The organism is Salinicoccus sp. CNSTN-B1 (genome assembly GCF_054792835.1).
The window spans coordinates 427,610-445,605 of record NZ_JBTWMN010000004.1 but is presented as its reverse complement, the minus strand read 5'-3'; the positions used below and the strand labels follow the sequence as shown (position 1 = coordinate 445,605).

The 17,996-nt window shown below is 47.5% G+C and carries 16 protein-coding genes and 5 pseudogenes; 9 read left to right on the top strand and 12 right to left on the bottom strand.

The window, feature by feature from the left end:
* Positions 1–8: 8 nt before the first annotated feature.
* From gntK to ACYF68_RS02655, 3 genes and pseudogenes are all read right to left on the bottom strand, one after another.
* Positions 9–1,521, bottom strand: a pseudogene (gene gntK / locus ACYF68_RS02665) (gluconokinase).
* Between the two features lie 140 nt (positions 1,522–1,661).
* The gene (locus ACYF68_RS02660; protein ID WP_461045307.1) at positions 1,662–2,291 is read right to left on the bottom strand and encodes an SDR family oxidoreductase; all 630 of its coding nucleotides are present in this window, start codon (positions 2,289–2,291) and stop codon (positions 1,662–1,664) included.
* 93 nt (positions 2,292–2,384) lie between these two features.
* Positions 2,385–3,143: a fumarylacetoacetate hydrolase family protein gene (locus ACYF68_RS02655; protein WP_461045306.1), complete on the bottom strand. Its 759-nt coding sequence runs from the start codon at positions 3,141–3,143 to the stop codon at positions 2,385–2,387.
* Positions 3,144–3,392: 249 nt separating this feature from the next.
* Here ACYF68_RS02655 and nhaC (ACYF68_RS02650) point away from each other — a divergent pair.
* Positions 3,393–4,805: pseudogene (gene nhaC / locus ACYF68_RS02650) on the top strand (Na+/H+ antiporter NhaC).
* A 58-nt stretch (positions 4,806–4,863) separates the two neighbouring features.
* Here the strand turns inward: nhaC (ACYF68_RS02650) and ACYF68_RS02645 are convergent.
* From ACYF68_RS02645 to ACYF68_RS02635, 3 genes are read right to left on the bottom strand one after another with little or no spacing between them, the layout of a single operon-like run.
* Positions 4,864–5,214 carry an MFS transporter gene (locus tag ACYF68_RS02645; RefSeq protein WP_461045305.1) on the bottom strand — a complete coding sequence of 117 codons (351 nt, stop codon included), beginning with the start codon at positions 5,212–5,214 and terminating at the stop codon, positions 4,864–4,866.
* Positions 5,214–6,062, bottom strand: a complete 849-nt coding sequence (locus ACYF68_RS02640; protein WP_461045304.1) for an MFS transporter — start codon at positions 6,060–6,062, stop codon at positions 5,214–5,216. The genes ACYF68_RS02645 and ACYF68_RS02640 overlap by 1 nt, the downstream gene beginning before the upstream one ends.
* Before the next feature lie 15 nt (positions 6,063–6,077).
* Entirely contained in the window at positions 6,078–6,488 is a 411-nt protein-coding gene (locus ACYF68_RS02635; protein WP_344704307.1) for a MarR family winged helix-turn-helix transcriptional regulator, read from the bottom strand.
* 223 nt (positions 6,489–6,711) lie between these two features.
* Between ACYF68_RS02635 and ACYF68_RS02630 the strand changes: the two are divergent.
* Positions 6,712–7,154: pseudogene (locus ACYF68_RS02630) on the top strand (acyl-CoA thioesterase).
* 39 nt (positions 7,155–7,193) lie between these two features.
* Here ACYF68_RS02630 and ACYF68_RS02625 read toward each other — a convergent pair.
* Both ACYF68_RS02625 and ACYF68_RS02620 read right to left on the bottom strand, forming a co-directional pair.
* Positions 7,194–8,042: an aldo/keto reductase gene (locus ACYF68_RS02625; protein ID WP_461045303.1), complete on the bottom strand. Its 849-nt coding sequence runs from the start codon at positions 8,040–8,042 to the stop codon at positions 7,194–7,196.
* Positions 8,043–9,200: a catalase family protein gene (locus ACYF68_RS02620; protein ID WP_344704303.1), complete on the bottom strand. Its 1,158-nt coding sequence runs from the start codon at positions 9,198–9,200 to the stop codon at positions 8,043–8,045.
* A 327-nt stretch (positions 9,201–9,527) separates the two neighbouring features.
* On the opposite strand from ACYF68_RS02620, the gene ACYF68_RS02615 reads away from it, so the two are divergent.
* From ACYF68_RS02615 to nhaC (ACYF68_RS02590), 6 genes and pseudogenes are all read left to right on the top strand, one after another.
* Positions 9,528–10,916 (top strand): alanine/glycine:cation symporter family protein, encoded by a 1,389-nt coding sequence (locus tag ACYF68_RS02615; protein WP_344704301.1) that lies wholly within the window; start codon positions 9,528–9,530, stop codon positions 10,914–10,916.
* 133 nt (positions 10,917–11,049) lie between these two features.
* Entirely contained in the window at positions 11,050–11,811 is a 762-nt protein-coding gene (locus ACYF68_RS02610; RefSeq protein WP_461045301.1) for an EamA family transporter, read from the top strand.
* On the top strand, positions 11,775–11,966 hold the full coding sequence (locus ACYF68_RS02605; RefSeq protein ID WP_344704297.1) for an EamA family transporter: 192 nt from the start codon (positions 11,775–11,777) through the stop codon (positions 11,964–11,966). The genes ACYF68_RS02610 and ACYF68_RS02605 overlap by 37 nt, the downstream gene beginning before the upstream one ends.
* A gap of 119 nt (positions 11,967–12,085) precedes the next feature.
* Positions 12,086–12,478, top strand: a complete 393-nt coding sequence (locus ACYF68_RS02600; RefSeq protein WP_461045299.1) for a sulfite exporter TauE/SafE family protein — start codon at positions 12,086–12,088, stop codon at positions 12,476–12,478.
* A complete protein-coding gene (locus tag ACYF68_RS02595) occupies positions 12,475–12,798 on the top strand; it encodes a TSUP family transporter (RefSeq protein ID WP_461045298.1) in 324 nt (107 codons plus the stop codon). Before ACYF68_RS02600 ends, ACYF68_RS02595 begins: the two co-directional genes overlap by 4 nt.
* Positions 12,799–12,941: 143 nt before the next feature.
* A pseudogene (nhaC, locus tag ACYF68_RS02590) lies at positions 12,942–14,407 on the top strand (Na+/H+ antiporter NhaC).
* Between the two features lie 62 nt (positions 14,408–14,469).
* Here the strand turns inward: nhaC (ACYF68_RS02590) and ACYF68_RS02585 are convergent.
* Complete coding sequence (locus tag ACYF68_RS02585) at positions 14,470–15,099, bottom strand: SDR family oxidoreductase (RefSeq protein WP_344704291.1); 630 nt, start codon at positions 15,097–15,099, stop codon at positions 14,470–14,472.
* A 230-nt stretch (positions 15,100–15,329) separates the two neighbouring features.
* On the opposite strand from ACYF68_RS02585, the gene ACYF68_RS02580 reads away from it, so the two are divergent.
* Complete coding sequence (locus ACYF68_RS02580; protein WP_344704289.1) at positions 15,330–16,214, top strand: DMT family transporter; 885 nt, start codon at positions 15,330–15,332, stop codon at positions 16,212–16,214.
* 31 nt (positions 16,215–16,245) lie between these two features.
* Here the strand turns inward: ACYF68_RS02580 and ACYF68_RS02575 are convergent, their stop codons facing one another.
* The 3 genes and pseudogenes from ACYF68_RS02575 to ACYF68_RS02565 all read right to left on the bottom strand — a co-directional run bounded on the left by ACYF68_RS02575 (position 16,246) and on the right by ACYF68_RS02565 (position 17,988).
* The gene (locus tag ACYF68_RS02575; RefSeq protein WP_461047454.1) at positions 16,246–16,791 is read right to left on the bottom strand and encodes a M24 family metallopeptidase; all 546 of its coding nucleotides are present in this window, start codon (positions 16,789–16,791) and stop codon (positions 16,246–16,248) included.
* A gap of 38 nt (positions 16,792–16,829) precedes the next feature.
* Positions 16,830–17,345, bottom strand: a complete 516-nt coding sequence (locus tag ACYF68_RS02570; protein WP_461045297.1) for an aminopeptidase P family N-terminal domain-containing protein — start codon at positions 17,343–17,345, stop codon at positions 16,830–16,832.
* 86 nt (positions 17,346–17,431) lie between these two features.
* Positions 17,432–17,988, bottom strand: a pseudogene (locus tag ACYF68_RS02565) (sugar O-acetyltransferase).
* Between the last annotated feature and the right edge of the window lie 8 nt (positions 17,989–17,996).

Here is a 17,996-nt window from a genome sequence, read left to right as displayed (position 1 = left end):
CACCTCCGTTATCTGATTTCGTCCATCCTATCATAGAAAGGTTCGAGCGCCCGACCAAGCTCGATATAAACACTCATGATTTCCTGATACTTCAAGTATACCTTCTCGTCCGGTATATATGCATCGCTTTCACCGACGAAGTCTGCAACTTCATTCAAATCACGTATTTCGCCAAGGGCGTAAAGACCGAGGAGACAGGCGCCGAAAGCACTTGATTCATATGATTTCGGCACAGTCAATTGCTCCCCGAATACATCAGCCATCAACTGCTTCCACATCTCACTACGTGCAAAACCGCCACTCGCCTTAATGCTTTTCACTTCATTCATCTGTTCACGAAGTGCCAGATATACACTGTAGAGATTGTAGACCACGCCCTCCAGGGCTGCCCGGATCATATGGCTCCGCTCGTGGGATAAAGTCAATCCATAGAAGGAACCGACCGCTTTCGCATTCCATAAAGGGGCCCGCTCTCCTGCAAGGTAGGGATGGAAGATGAGCCCATTGCTGCCCGGTGAGACACTATCCGCTGCACGCGTCATAACTTCATAGGGATCTTCATTATAGGCATCTGCTTTCCCCACCTCTTCTTGGCACAGTTCGTCACGTATCCACCTCAGGATTACACCGCCATTATTCACCGGCCCGCCGATGACATAGCGATTCTCCGTCAAATGATAACAGAAGGTCCGCATCTTGGGATCGGTCCGGGTTCTGTAATGACTGTGCGGATCGCCCCACTGGTACCGATGGTGATTGCCACGTCCCCTCCTGTATGGCATTGACGCCGAGATTGGCGAGGACGCCATCACTCGCTCCGAGAATGATTTTCGTGTCCTTGGCCAGACCAGTCTGGCCAAGGTTCCGTCCGATACTCTGATGCACTTTGGTTGTACTGACGATATCCGGGAGTTGTTTTGGTGTCAGATCCAGCAGTTCAAGCACCTCACTGTCCCATTGCGATGTGTCAAGATCCATCATGCCCATGCTGCTGGCGATGGATTTATCGACTTCGTACATCCCCGTCAAATGATGGAGCACATATTCCTTGATGCCCACGATTTTACCGATTTGACTGTAGATCTCAGGCGCCTTCTCCTTAAAATGAAGCAGCTTGATGAACGGGCTCATGGGATGGATTGGGGTACCTGTACGCCTGTAGATGGCAAGCCCTTTGGCATCATCCCATTTCTCTGCCATATCCTCACTTCGCCGATCCGCCCAAGTGATGCACTCCGTCAGCCGTTCACCTGAATGATCCAGAAGGATTATACTGTGCATGGCAGCAGAACAGGAAACGAAGGCAATCTCGTCACCACACGCGTTCCGTTCCACCAGATTATTCAGTGCGCGCATGGATTTCATTAGAATCTCATCCGGATCCTGCTCCGCCGTGTAGACATCCGGTGTATGCAGTGGATAGTGTTGGGTCTCCTTATCTATGTATCCACCTTGAGTGGTGAATAAGACAGCCTTTACCGCAGTTGTGCCGATATCGAGACCAATCATATACTGTTTCATGATGAAACCTCCTATGCTTCCCTTATATTATATCGTTTTCTTTAACATATACAAAACTCAGCCCCATACTTAAGATCCCAAGGCATTCACCAACTCAAAAACAGCCACCCAAGAGTTCTCTCAGGTGGCTGCTAATATATCTATAGAATCTGACTGATTGAAGTCTCTCCTTCAACCACATAATAGATTTTATCCTCTGGTGGATAGCCGATTATTTTAACCAGCACATCAGCTACATCTTCACGGATGATTTCTCCGTACTCGGTTTCTCCTTTGTATTCATAGAAAGTGACGGTGCCCTTACCTTCTCCATTCGTCAATAATCCAGGACGAAGTATCGTGTAGGGGACTCCAGAATTGATCAGGTGCTCATCAGCCCGGTGTTTGGCGTGGAGGTAGGGGCGTATCTCACCTTCTACACCACGGGGGTTTTCAACACCCAGACCGCTGACCATGACAAAATGATCCAGTTCATATGATTTTGCGAGATCAATGGCTTCAATGGCACCCTCCTGGTCAATCAGGATGGTCTTATCGGCTCCAGTCGAAGCACCAGACCCTGCTGTGAATATCACTCCATCCACACCTTCAAAGGCATGGCTAAAGTCCCCTTCGAGATCTGCAATCACAGTGTCGATGCCATCATCTTCAAAAGCTTGTGCCTGCTCCTCTTTACGCAGCATGGCTACTGGCTCATGTCCTTTTTCCTTCAGTCGACTGACGACCATTTGACCTATTTGGCCGTTGGCGCCTATGACGAGTACTCTCATTATGTCTGCCTCCCATGTTCGTTATACCCATATCATGCAGATGCCCGCACCAAAAATCAAACATCATACCTACATCTTCCTATGGCACTTCCATTATTCTGCTCGGATATATGTTGTCAGACGGCCAAGCTGCTCAATCTCCACCACCACTTCGTCACCTGCCTTCAACCATGGCCGCACTTCTCCCCCGTGCCCCATGGCGACCCCTTCAGGAGTGCCGGTCAATATGACATCACCCGGTGCAAGCGTCATGTGATGGGAGATATAGCTGACAAGCGCTTTACATTTGAAGATCATATCATTGGTATTCGAATCCTGACGCACTTCATTGTTTACTGTGCACTTAATCCTGAGTTTATCGGAGTCTTCAATCTCATCTTTTGTGACGATGTATGGACCGATTGGACAGAATCCATCCAAACTCTTACCAAGTAGCCACTGCGAAGTTTTAAATTGGAACGCACGCTCCGACAGATCGTTCGCCGCACTGTAGCCGAATATTGCATTCTCGGCCTCGGTTTCATCTATTCTGTAAGCCGTCTTGCCGATGACTATGGCGAGTTCAGCTTCATAATCCACTTGTTTGGCTTGTGATGGAATGTTCACGATGCCCCTATCGCCGGATAGGCTGTTTCTGAACTTGCTGAAGATGATGGGGTTATCTGGCACTGACATTCCTGACTCAACAGCGTGCCGTCGGTAATTGAGACCGACACAAATGATTTTTTCTGGGCAATCGATTGAGGGACCAAGTTTAGTTTTATGCAGTTCTATAAAGGAGCTGGTTTCTGCTTCCATGGCGAAATCAAGGAAATCATCGAGCCCTTTATGCCTTTCAATCGCCTCGATCATCGTAGGGTATGCCCCGAAATATCCAGGATACCTTTTTCAGTCAAGATTCCCGGTCGAAGTCTCCCTTCCTTATAGAATGTTAAAAGTTTCATAAGTCATCCCCCTCGATAGTTGAGTTCAGTTTAAAGGATTATATCATAATATTAAGAATATTCTTAATTAAACGTAATTGGAAGGAATCGAGATTTTCATAAAAGAACCTGTTAACATGTTTCTATTGTATAGTCTAATTATATAGGAGGTTTAAAAGTGTTCCGCATTCAACCTGCCCAGACACCATCTTTACTAGAGGCACTCATTACAGTCATCAGCATCATCATTATAATCAGCACAAGCATCATCCATTTTGAAACTACCCCTCATATGGCGTTGATGTTTTCTATAATACTGCTCATCATCTACGGAACCGTCAAACGCGTCCCCACCAGAAACTTCAAGAAGGGCTTTCTGAAGGTGCTAAATCGGGGATGGGTGCTGTATTCATCTTCTTTTTGATAGGCATGCTCATTGCTTCATGGATTTACAGCGGTACCATCCCAACGCTTATATATGGCGGTTTTGAATTGGTGACCCCTTATTTCTATCTTTCCATCGTATTCATCGTAACCGCCATCATCGGTATATGTGTCGGCAGTTCTCTGACGACTGTCGGTACCGTCGGGGTCGCTTTTATCGGGGTATCCAGTGCATTGGACCTTTCTTTAGCCATGACGGCCGGGGCCATTGTGTTGGAGCATTCTTCGGTGACAAGATGTCTCCTTTGTCCGATACGACTAATATGGCATCCAGTATATTGGAAGTGGATTTGTTTGATCACATTAAAAATATGATGTGGACCACCATTCCAGTTTTCCTCATTACATTTATTCTGTTCGCCTTATTATCTCCGGATATATCTTCTGTCAACTTTGGCGAAATGGAAGTCTACCAGCAAGGTTTGCTTGATACCGGTCTGATAAGCTGGTATAACGCAGCCGTGCCGTTGGCTGTTCTTCTTGTCTTTTCAATGCTGCGTGCACCAGCACTGCTTTCACTCACAGCCGGGATAGTCAGTGCGCTCCTCTTGTCGACTCTACATACTTCACCTTCTCTTACAGGGATATTCAATATTCTGTTCGGTGGCTTCGTTTCTGAAACCGGCGTGGCGGAGATTGACGAACTTTTGACCCGTGGCGGCATGGAGAGCATGTTCTTCACAATCGGCATTGTCATCCTTGCATTAGGCATGGGTGGGTTGCTCTTTAAGCTTGGCATCGTGCCCCATTGTTCGCTTCAGTGGAGAATGCATTGAAGGATGTGAAATCGGTCATCATCGGATCAGCCCTCAACGCAATCGGCGTCAATATACTGATTGGGGAACAATACTTATCCATTTTGCTGACGACCGAGACGTTCCAGAAGCAATATGAGAAAGTGGGACTTGAGAGCAAGAACCTTTCAAGGGTTGCAGAAGATGCAGGCACCGTCATCAACCCACTTGTACCGTGGAGCGTGTGCGGCGTCTTCATTGCAAGTGTGCTGGGTGTCCCTACCCTCTCATATCTGCCTTTCGCCTTCTTCTGCCTACTCAGCCCGATTATGACGATCCTATTCGGAGTGACCGGCAAGACGCTTACCTACATCCGCAATGATGCACAAAAAGATGGCTGGAAATCTCCATGAAATGATCTTTATTGATAAAAATTACCCGCCGGCAGTGAGGTGCCGACGGGTAATTTTTTTATCGTGTATGATTCGATTCTTGTCGACTGTGGCTTTCATATCTGCCGTAGACCATGAAGTAGATGCCCATGGCGAGGAGTATGGACAGGACAAGGAGCTGATAGACACCACCGTAGCCAAATGATGGTACAAGCAGCCCCAGGAATGCTGGGCCGAAGCCGAGGCCGATTTCCATCATGATGAAGAAGGTACTTGTAGCAAGTCCAACGTTCTCACGTGTAGCGATGTTTACACAGACGGTTTGGGCGATCGATTGGAAATTCCCGTAACCGAGGCCGATTAAGACACTGGCTGTAAGCAGCACCCATCCCGTCGTGGCCCCTCCAAGCATATAGAAGCCGATGGCCATCAGTATGAATGCCGGATAGAGGATGATGTTCGCCCCCGATTATCCATCAGCTTACCTGTGAACGGCCGTGTGAACGTTATCGAGATGGCATAGACGATAAAGAAGAAGCTGGCGGCAGTGACCAGATCAGCTTCTTTGGCAAACAGGTTCAGGAAGGACAGGATGGCGGCGTAGGCAAGGCCCATAAAGAAAATTGAAACGCCCATCGGAAGGACCTGCCGATCAATCACCTTAAATTCCTTTAGTGTGGGTTTGGACGGATATTTGATATTATTCGTCCGAATCATCGGAATGGTGAAAGCCACCAGAAGTACAGCTACAGCGATGATCAGCAACATCATATTATATGGCATGATGCCCATCATGAAGAAGCCAAGGAAAGGACCGATGGCGGAACCGACTACGAAACTCAGACTAAAATAGCTGATGCCCTCGCCCCTACGGTTCTCAGGCACCGAAATGGTGGCCAGCGTATTGAGCGCGGTGCTGATCAGACCGGTTGCGAATCCGTTAAGGAAACGCGTGATGATGAGCAGCGCGAGCCCACCCTCTATAAAGTAGAGACTATAGGTGGCAAAGAACATCACTGTTCCGATGTAGAGAAGGTGCTTTGCACCGACTGTATTGATCTGTTGGCCTGTCAGCGCTCTGCCGATCAGGACGCCGACGATGAAAATACTCGCTACCAGGCCAGCTGTGCTGGCTGATGCATTATAATTGTCTATCACAAAACTGCCTATTGTCACCATTGATATGTACATTGAGAACATAATGATGAAATGGTACATGAATATGGCCAGAAACTCTCTCGTCCAAATCTTATTTTCCTGATGCATTTCCCGGGACAAGCCATCATATCCTTTCTATATATTGATTCTCCGCAACATTTTTATCATTGCGTCCACTTCTTTAGAGTCAAAATCTTCAAGTATCTCTCTCTGCATACCTGTCATACGGGCGCGCACTTCCTTGAATAGTCTATCCCCTGAAGCACTCATACTCAGGTTCTTGCGCCTGCGATCGTCAGTACCGGGTGTCGATTCAATCAGGTCGAGTTCAAGCAAGTATGTGATTACTTTGTTGGCGGTTGATTTTTCTATCTGCCTTCTTCTGCTTACATCGACGAGCGTTGTCTCGCCATGTCTGGCAATATCCTTTAGAATCTGCCACTGGGCGCTGGAGAGGTCATAGGCTGATAGTATTTTGTTGGCTTTACCGATATAAGATCTATAGAGATTGATATACAGGTCGAAGAATTCCTGTTCAGGATTCATCCGCAACACCCCTATTGGTTAGTTAGACTAACCAATTCTAACGCTTGTAAAACTTGAAGTCAAACATGTAAACGTTTTAGTGATTTAAAATTTCACTCTAATGACATCGAGCTTACATCTACATAAAAATACATGAATATCATGTCATCTTCGGGAATCGCGAACCGATTGCCGAAATAATCCTTAAGAATGGTATAATATGTATGTAAATAGAATTGAAAGGATGTCTCGAGTGGATCATTTTCACGTTGCAGAAAAGGAAGTACAGATATTATATGCGGACACTGACATGATGGGCGTCATCTATCATGCCAACTATGTAAAATGGCTGGAGCTCGGACGGATGCAGCTCGTCGAAGATATCGGATTTGATTATACCGCTATGGAACGAGAAGGATTCTACGCCCCTGTATACAATGTGGATATTACATACAAAAAAGCGTTGAAGTATGGAGACCGTGCGTTTGTCCGTACGTGGGTGGAAGAAAATACAGGCATGCGGACAAAATATGGTTTTGAGATTGTAGACGACTGGGGAATATATGTGCTGAAGGGACGACGACACACCTTGTCGTCAAGAAAGTCTCTGGCGAATTTAAGCCGGTTGCGTTTAAAAAGGCATTCCCCGAGTGGTTCAGAAAATATGAAGAGATTAAAAAAAACTAGAAGAAGCAGCTTTTGGCCGCTTCTTCTAGTTTTTTATCGCTATACATATTCTTCGTATTCGTTAGGATGCTGACCCTCAACCCGGCCTTCTTCTCCCTTATCAAGGGAATCTATCGCTTCAAGGTCCGCTTGTGAAAGTTCAAAATCATAAACATCAAGATTCTCTTTCTGATGCGCGGACGTAGCCGATTTTGGTATGACAAGGACATCGTTCTGCAGATTCCATCTTACAATCACCTGTGCAGGTGATTTTTCGTATTTATCCGCTATCTCCTTGATTGTTGGATTGTCCAACACATCGTTGATCTCCCTGCCGAATGGACTCCATGCTTCGGTTACTATGCCACGTTCCCTATTGGCCTCAACCAACGCTTTATTATTGAAGTACGGATGGCGCTCAATCTGATTGGTCGCCGGAGTGACGCCTGTCTCATCAATAAGACGGTCGAGATGCTCTTCAAGGAAATTGGAGACGCCGATGGTTTTGATCAATCCGAATTTCTTGGCATCAATCAGAGCTTGCCACGCCTCGACATATTTATCCTGCATCGGCAAAGGCCAGTGGATCAGATACTTATCAAAATAATCGAGGCCTATGCGATAGAGCGATTCCTGAATCATCTTGATCGCCTTGTCATAGTCGTGTGTTTTGCCTGGTAGTTTGGAGCTGATGATCAGCTGTTCCCTCGGTACTTCAGCACGCCTGACTGCTTCTCCCACTGCCCCTTCGTTAAGGTAGTTGGTGGAAGTGTCGATAAGACGATATCCATTGCCATCAATTGCCGTCAGCATGCTGTTGATCCCGGCGGCCCCTTTGATGCCGACCGTCCCGAGTCCAATCTTAGGCAACACACTTCCGTCGTTGAGTTCAAATTTTTCCTGGTTCATCTATATCTTTCCTTTCTGCATATGTTGATATTCTTTTCTACCCATCAGTTTTACAACCACAGAATCCACTAGCTCCGCCACCTCATATTTTGAAGACATGGAGCTCACGAAATCATAGACTTCCAACACTTCTGGATTATCGAGCAGTCTATGATAAGTTCCGATTTCCTGTGCATCGGCTCTATGCGCGAAGTGAGGCCAGATATTTTCCAGGAAATTTTTCGTTTTTTCTGCGGTATATTTCCTCTCATATGTCTGATCAATAAGGCATTCAAAATCCCCAGCTGTAATCCCGGTGGATGAGTTGAATAGGTTCTCGATTTGGTAAAATATTTCCGGATCTTTGAGAAGTACATAATGTTTTTCTTCCGCCCAGAGTTCTTTTAGCAATCGGTATTCCTCTATACCAATTTCCGTCTCCTGCAACCTTCCAAAGAAGGAACGCCTGTAGAGGAAATGGCGCAGATAAGGGATTTCGCCATTCGGTGCGCGACCGAATGGCGCATTCATCGTATCAAAAAACTTTATGCCTTGAACCTTTTCCTCTCCAATCGACATATTGCCAAGATGTGTGGTTCTCCTCGGGCAATGCTCTGTTATATATGGGTCCATCTCCGAATAGAGTTCGATATTGCCGCTCTGCGGATCATAATCCATGCGGAATTTCAGCGTATCCTTGCCGTAGCTATGGGTCGTATAATATTTATAGCCCATATCCGTCCGCTTCGGCATTTCCGCAAGAAGGGAATCCAGACGGCTGTACAGGCCGCCTGCACGGAAAATATTGAGAAATCGTTTCACGTTTTTCCGTTCCACGTAAAGATGGATGTTGTACATCAGATTGATGACCTCGGAAGAGGTGCTGAATGGGAAATACGGGAAGTTGACACCGATGATGTCAATAGCCCGTATGGGATGGTGGAACCTGATGCTGCATCCTTTGATGTTGACCAGTTGTTCAGGTATTTTTTTGGAGGTAGCCGCATTTGACAGCCTGACCGTTGCGCGCTCCACATCCCCGAATACCTTCTTTCCCTCTGCATTCAAGTGTACTGCTGCGCGATGCAGTGTGCCGTTGCCGTGTGCCCGTTTGCTTCCTGCGTCATGGACATCGAACCGCTCTATCAGATCGATGATGATCTCCGCTGCTGTCTTCATATCACACCTCCTTCCGTTTCATCATTTCCTATTTAATCTCACTCCTATTTTTCACTTTTCCGTCACTCTCTAAACACTTTAAGCAGAAGCTACCTTTCCCTTCTCTCTTATGCATTTCCCTGGATGTACCGACGAGGTATATAAAACTGAAAATTATGAAATTTTTTTAAATTAATATTTAATTCACTAAAAGAAAAAATTTAGTTTAAAGAGGTATAATTACAATAGACAAATGATGAATTTTTGTTATGGTGGATGGACTGTAACACAAAAATGATGGTTCTTATAAAAATATGAGAGCGTTTTCAGGATAATGGGAGTGGAAATATGCTAGAAATCTTAAGAGAAATAAACGCGATACTCTGGGGACCACCAAGCTTAATACTGCTTGCCGGCACAGGCCTGTTTCTGACCCTCCAACTAAAGGGAATGCAGTTCAGCAAGCTCGGATATGCATTCAAACTGGCATTCACTAAAGACAAATCGGATGATGACGCTGAAGGTGATGTCAGCAACTTCAAGACATTGATGACTTCACTCGCCGGCATGATCGGAAACGGCAACATAGCCGGTGTCGCCACTGCCATTACACTCGGGGGGCCAGGCGCCCTGTTTTGGATGTGGCTTGTAGGTCTGCTCGGGATGGCCACTAAATATTCCGAAGCGCTGCTCGCCCAGATGTACCGGGTCAAAAATAAGAATGGAGAGTACTCCAGTGGTCCAATGTACTACATAGAAAAAGGGCTCGGTTCAAAATTCAAATGGTTGGCTGTTCTTTTTGCCTTCTTTGCAGCCTTTGCCGCCCTTGGCATCGGCAACGGTGTGCAGTCCAATACAATCGCCGATGTCATGGAGAACAGCTTCAATGTAACTGGATGGGTGACGGGCGTCACCCTCGTCATCCTGGTCGGATTGATTGTGTTTGGAGGGATAAAGCGCATCAGTAACGTCGCCGGCGTATTTGTGCCGGTCATGGCCGTCCTCTACATCGTCAGTGCCCTTCTGATTCTGGCGCTGAACTATGATCAGATCATCCCGGCATTTGGATTGATATTCAAGCATGCATTCACACCAGTATCTGCTGCAGGCGGGTTCTCGGGAATCGTGGTCATGCAGGCTATGCAGCACGGTGTTTCAAAAGGTATCTTCTCGAACGAAGCGGGGTTGGGTACAGTCGCTCTGATTGCCGGTAACGCACGGACCACCCACCCGGCTAAACAGGCGCTTGTGGCAATGACAAGCACTTTCATCGTAACGATCGTGGTCTGTACCATGACGGGCCTCGTGCTGATTGTAACTGGTTTCTGGGATGCTTCTGGCGGTCTCATTTCAGGCGTGAGCCATAATCCGAATCTTGAAGCCGGTGCCTTGACCAGTGCTGCATTCGGCTCCTCTCTTGGAGCCATAGGGGAATACATCGTCTCCATCTCAGTCGTATTCTTCGGCTTCTCTACAATCATCGCCTGGTATGTATACGGCATAAAATGTTTCGAGTATCTATTCGGCCTGAAATATATTGTGGTCTATGGCGTCATCTACATCACAGCGACATTCCTCGGCACAGTGGCAGACCTTTCCACTGTCTGGGCTTTCGCTGATACTGCGAACGCACTGATGATGATACCGAACCTGATCGGACTGCTTTTCCTCTATAAAGTGATCAAGACGGAAACACAGAAGTTCTTTGCAAACCCAGTCCAAAAAGTAAATATGTAGAAATTGGCTATCTGACCGCCCAAACTTGGGCGGTCAGACTTTTTTTCATACTTCTGCGTTGCTTGCCCCTCTACCGACTCGCGGCCATCTGCTATAATGTGCTTACACTCAATCGCAGCGGAAGGAGGAGACCATGGCACAAACCCACAACAAATATCCAATAGATGAAAGGATGTGGTGGACCTACCCGATTCTGTTCCTTTCTGTCATCATATGGGGCAGCAACTTCATCATCGGGAAGATCCTGGTCGAACACTTCGATGCCTACAGCATCACCATCATACGCCTGATTGCCATAAATGGTTTCCTCTGGCTGTTTGCTTCCCGCTATTTCCGCATGCCTAAAGGTCCCGCTAAAGTCTGGGTGGTCATCGCCCTGTCGGGAATCATCGGAATCGCCATGAACCAATACACATTCTTCTTGGGCCTGGTTACAGCGAGTCCCGTAACATCCGCCCTGATTCCTGGCACTCGCCTCTGTCATGACAGCCATGCTAACCATTTTCGTCTTCGGCGAACGGAGAGGGGGCAAGTCCTGGACGGGCGCAGTGCTGGCTCTCGTTGGAGTGGTACTCAGCACTTTCGACGGCACGGCCATTGTCTTCGGATGGGGGAAGGCGTCATAATACTGACTATGCTGACGTTTGCAGTATTCATGATCCTCATCCAATGGATGTCAAAATATATCAATGCCATACAGATTACACTGCTATCCAACCTCTTTGGCCTCATCATTTTGCTGCCCTTCCTATTGCCGATTATGGGCGGCTATGGGCGGCTGATTGGACGATGTAGTTTCTGCTCATCGCAAGCGGCATCATCGTCCATAGTATTACAAACATGGCATGGAATCGCGAAATGCCTAAAGTTGGGGCTGCGAATACAGCATTGCTGATGAATCTCGAACCATTCGTCGCCATGTCAGGGTCGGCACTGATTCTTGGCACTGATATCCTCTCTACTGAAGTCATCGGCGCCATACTGATTATCAGCGGGGTGACCCTATCCATACGCCGGGTACGCCGGAACAAACAACTTCTACATGACTGATCTGGAAACAAATAACTGAATCATACACTTGAATATAGTGTGATACCAAGGCCGTCGTCGCCGATACAGAAAGGAAGCTGGATATCATCGAAACTTTAACCCTTTTCGCCGTACTAACTGTGGGAATCGCAGTTGGATTCATCAATATCGTTTCAGCCGGCGGTTCCATGCTGACACTGCCGATGCTCATATTCTTCGGCCTGCCATCGACTGTGGCGAACGGGACCAATCGTATCGCCATCCTCTTCCAAAATTGCTTTGCGCTTTATCAATTCCATAAAAATGGCCATCTTAATTGGCGCCTGAGCCTGATGCTTGCTGTACCCACAACAATCGCATCAGTCTATGGTGCCCGTATTGCCGTCAATATCGCCGATGAGACTTTCGATACTCTGCTGGCGACCTTCATGGTGATCTTTGCCATTCTGCTCATCATCAAACCACAGCGCTTCATGAAGAGGGACTTTAATCTGAAGGTCTCCATCCCGCTTCTTCTGTTGCCTTTACATTGATCGGCTTCTACGGAGGAACGTTGCAGGCTGGCGTCGGCTTCTTCATCAGTCTGATCCTCCTTATGCTTATCCCGAGGATACCGATGGCCGAAGTACACGGCATCAAGACGCTCGTCGTCACCATCTACGTCTCCATATCGCTGCTCGTCTTCATATTCAATGATATGATCGACTGGAAATTCGCAATCGCCCTGTCCATCGGTTCAGCGATAGGCGGATCCTTCGGTGGTAAATATGCAAGCATCATGCCGGACCGGCTTCTTCAGCGCATCCTGATTGGAGCCATAATATTCTTCGCACTCATATTGATATTGAAATAGGATTCTCTCTAAGGCTAAAGACCTGGTTGTCCGCCTTCAATTCCATAATGTCATTTAACAGAAAATACTTTATTCGGTTATTTATGAAACCGTTTTTATAGTATAATCTAGAAGAATGATTAATATGGAATGATGGTGATTAAATGGCTTCACAAAACAACAAAAAAGACTTTACATTCTTCATGGCACTTCTGCCTCTGCTATTGATGATTCTCGCAATGGCCACTGCTGTAATATGGCTTGCTCAAGATCCGCACCTGCCGCTTATTTTTGGAACTGCTTCAGCTGCAGTTGTAGCGTTGCTTCATGGGTTCAAATGGAGGGAGGTAGAAGAAATGATGTATAAGGGGATCCGTCTGGCCCTACCTGCCATCGTCATAATCATACTGGTTGGATTGGTCATCGGCTCCTGGATTGGCGGTGGGATTGTCGCCACCATGATCTACTACGGCCTTGCCCTGATCAGCCCCTCCCTTTTCTGGTGACCATTACGATTCTGTGCGGCATCGTCGCATTATCGATCGGCAGTTCATGGTCGACGATGGCAACAGTCGGTGTGGCTGGTATGGGAATTGGCATGAGCATGGGCATCCCGCCTGCCATGGTTGCAGGTGCTGTTATATCTGGTTCTTATTTCGGTGATAAGATGTCTCCGATGTCCGATACGACCAACCTCGCTTCCGGGCTGACGAACACCGATCTTTTCGTACATATCAAGCACATGTTCTATTCGACCATACCAGGGCTCATCATTGCACTCACGGTCTTCTTTTTCCTCGGCCGTCGATTTGGAGGGGATGGCAGTGTCAACGCCAGCGAGATTTCAGGCATGATGACATCACTTGATGATCAATTCCTCATTTCACCGTGGCTGCTCGCTGTACCGCTTGTCGTCATACTATGCATTGCCTTCAAGATGTCCGCCATCCCTGCATTGATAGTCGGCATAGTGCTCGGATTCCTCTGTCACCTCTTCGTCCAAGGTGGAGATCTCGGGACGGCGATTTCAACGTTGCAGGGAGGATATGTTATTGAATCGAGCAATGAGATGATTAATGAACTCTTCAACAATGGCGGTCTCGAATCGATGATGTACACCGTCTCCATGACGATAGTCGCAATGACTTTTGCAGGTATACTCGAATACAGTGGCATGCTCCAATCCATCATGAAACAGATTATAAAGATCGCCAAGGGGACACTTGGCTTGGTCACTTCCACAGTGGTTGCGGCGTTTGCCACGAATGCAACATGTTCAGAACAGTATATTTCCGTAGTGGTGCCGTCCCGGATGTTCCTACGTACCTATATCGAGAAGAATCTGCATTCCAAAAACCTGTCGCGTTCCCTGGAGGACGGTGGTACCCTGACTTCAGTATTCATCCCGTGGAATACATGTGGCGTATTCATCTACGGAGTACTCGGGGTCGCTGCCTGGGAGTATGCACCCTACGCAATATTCAATATGGTAGCGCCGTTCATTTCAATACTGCTTGCCGCCACAGGCATCGGCATCCACAAAATCACGGATGAAGAGAAGAATGCTTTTCTCACAAAATATTATGGCGGGGAATCAGAAAAAGATGATCTGGCCGCCGAGAAGCTCTAGAACCCGCGCATCAATAAAAAACCTGCAGTCCAGATTTTCCCGGACTGCAGGTTTTATAATTACTATTTCAATGTGTCTTCAACAGGCGTATCGCCTTCCAATACATAATAGGTCTTGTTTTCAGGCTTAGCCGTATCCACTATATGGGCCAATACATTCGCCACATCTTCTCTTGGTACTTCGCCCATCTCAGTACCGCCTTCAAACAACCTTACTTTGGAAGTGCCCGCTTCATTTTTAAGCATACCTGGTCTCAAGATTGTGTAATCCAACCCTGAAGATTTCAAGTATTCATCTGCACGATGTTTTGCATACATATAGAATTTCATTTTCTCATCAGATTCTTTCGGTTGGTCAGCCCCCATGGAGCTGAGCATTACGAAATGTTTGATGCCTGCATCCTTCGCATTATCGACAGTTTCAATGGCCCCTTCCTGGTCGATGACAATTGTCTTATCAGCGCCTGTATCGCCGCCTGATCCGGCTGCGAATACAACTGATTCAACGTCTTCAAATGCATGGGAGAAATCTTTTTCAAGATCTCCGAGAACTGTGTCGATACCTTTATCTTTGAATACTTTCTGTTGTTCTTCCTTGCGTACCATCGCTACCGGCTGATGGCCCTGATCCTTCAATTTTTCAACAAGTTGATGGCCTACCTGACCATTCGCACCTATTACAAGTACTTTCATGTCAAAAGTCCCTCCTTGATTTGTCTTTTATCTATACCCAATTGGGGTGGGGGTCTAAACATAAAAGACGCACTTTCTCTATACGAGATGCCCTACTGGCCTCTGACAGGAGATTGAGAAGCTTCCAGTGAGGGATTCTACAGATTATTTTCTAAATATTTCAAATAAAGCGCTTTATAGCGTATATTGTTTATAATGTATCTTTCTGAAAGTGTTGGAGGGGAATATCAATGAATAGAAACTTAGCACCGTTCCTTATACTGATGGCTGCAGTTCTATGGGGCACGGTGGGGACCGCAAAAACTTGGCTGCCAAACGATGTCGACAGTATTTCACTCGGGGCCATGCGACTTTTGATCGGCAGTCTTATCCTGCTCGTCATTGCCGTGTCGACCGGCCAACTAAAGCGCCGGGGATGGCCCATCCATATTGTATTGATGGCCGGTGTGGCCATGGCCCTCTTCCAGCCTTTCTTCTTCAATGCGGTCACTTTGACCGGGGTGGCTGTCGGCACGGTGGCCTCAATAGGCAGCGCGCCGGTATTCTCTGGCTTTATAGAGTGGGCCGTCCATAAAACCCGTCCGGGACGCATCTGGTGGCTTTCGACTTTCCTTGCAGTCACGGGATGTCTGCTACTTATGCTCAATTCAGGGGCGGTGACGGTCGACCCGCTTGGAGTATTATCAGGGCTTGGGGCAGGTTTTTCCTTCGCAAGCTATGCCATCCTGAACTCAAAGCTTGTCCAGACCCACCCACCGGTCGCCAGTGCTGCGGTAGTCTTTACACTCAGCGCTGTCATGCTGGCACCGTTCCTCTTCTTCAATGATCAAACTTGGCTGATGACGGCAAATGGTCTATCCGTATCCCTCTATATTGGTCTGATAGCCACAGGCTTGGCCTATTTCCTCTTTGCCTACGGCCTGCAGCATGTGAAGTCTTCTTCCGCGGTCACCATGGCTTTGGCAGAACCGCTTACGGCCGCCCTGCTTGGTGTACTACTAGTAGGTGAAGTACTGTCAGCACTTTCCTGGGTAGGCATGATCATGCTGCTTATGGGTATAATGCTCCTTGCCCTCCAGTCGCGCCTCTCGCGCCGCACAAGGCGTCCCATATAAAAACCCGCCCTTCACCCGGGCGGGCGCAGTCTTATGCTTCTAACGTAATATCTTCTATATCTTTAGGGAATGTAGTCAATACTTCTGTTTCTTCATCGATATACAGCATATCTTCTATACGTACACCGCCGAACCCTGTCTTATAGACGCCGGGCTCTATCGTAATGACATGTCCTTTCTCCAGCAGGTCCGTATTTTCGGCATCAAGGGATGGCGCTTCATGTAGTCCAAGGCCCAGTCCATGACCAATGCGGTGGGTGAAGTAATCTCCATAGCCATCTGAATGGATTGAACTCCGGGCTACGTCATCCAGTTCATGCATCGGTGTGCCAACCTGTGACTTCTCTATACCGGCAGCATTCGCCTTGAGCACGGATTCATAGATCGAGCGCTGCTCTTCTGTTGGCTCACCAATGATGAAGGTCCGCGTCATATCCGAGACATAACGGTCTTTGGTCACCACTCCAAAATCGATAAGGAGGAAATGTCCAGGCTCTACTGCCTTGTCCCCCGGCTCACCATGGGGCATCGCTGATTTTTCGCCCGTCAGTACAAGTGGCCCGAACGATACATCGATGGCGCCGTAGGCTTTGACACGTTCAAGCAGAAATTCTGCTATCTCCTTTCCGTCTTGCCGGACACCGGCTCCTTCACGAAGTCATGCAGCGCTTTTTCAGTGATATCCACCGCTTCCTGAAGTTTTTTCTTGTCGTCTTCATCCTTTTGCCCGCGCAGTGAATTGATGCTGTCTTCAACTGAAACAATCTGGTCCGCTGTATAGTTTTCCAGTAGTTTCTGATAGCGGTTATACGTGACATGACCGCCTTCAATGCCGATGCTTTCTGCCTCCAGCATATGTTCAAACAACTGGTTGAATGGTTCTTCTCCGTCGTTATATGGCAGATGCACATCTGCGGTCGCGGTATCATTCACCACTTCCTGGTCGAGCGCTGGGAACATCAATGCTGTTTCCTTCGTCTTCGTATCCACAAGCAGTGCCAGCATGCGCTCATGCGGTTCGATGAAACAGCCCGTGAAATAGAATACGTTCATCGGATCGGTGATCATCACCATATCTACATCCACCTGTGCCGTCAGGCGTGCCACTCTGTCTTCATATTTGTGCGTCATACTCTACATCCTTCCTGATGAATTATAATGTTTCACCTTACCATTATAATAAACATCTCCACACATTCAAAATGCTTGAGGGTCCTTTATTCATCAGGACCGGCAAGCGCTCTGATCACGCGGCATGGATTTCCTGCCGCCACAACATTCGGGGGCATGTCTTTCGTGACGACTGAACCTGCACCGATGACCGTATTATCCCCAATCGATACCCCAGGGTTCACCGTGACATCGGCACCCAACCAGACATCATCACCGATTGTAATCGGCAGGCCGAATTCCAGCCCTTCCCGCCTCTTCATAGGATCGAGGGGGTGGGTTGCTGTTATCAGTGAAACATTAGGGCCTAGACACACATGATTCCCGATAGTGATTTTAGCGACGTCCAGCAATGTGCAGTTGTAGTTTGCATAGAAATTGCGCCCACCTTGATATTGATGCCGTAATCACAAAAGAAAGGCGCCCGGATTGATGCATCGTCGGCATGGTATCCAAACAGCATATCCAAAAGACGCGTCTGCCCGCCTCCACCCGGATGGTTATACTCATCCATCAGATATTGGGCATTTTCACGCAGATGCACAAGTGTCGGATCACTCGGATCATAATACTCCCCGCTGAGCATTTTCTCCTTCTCTGTCATTCCATATC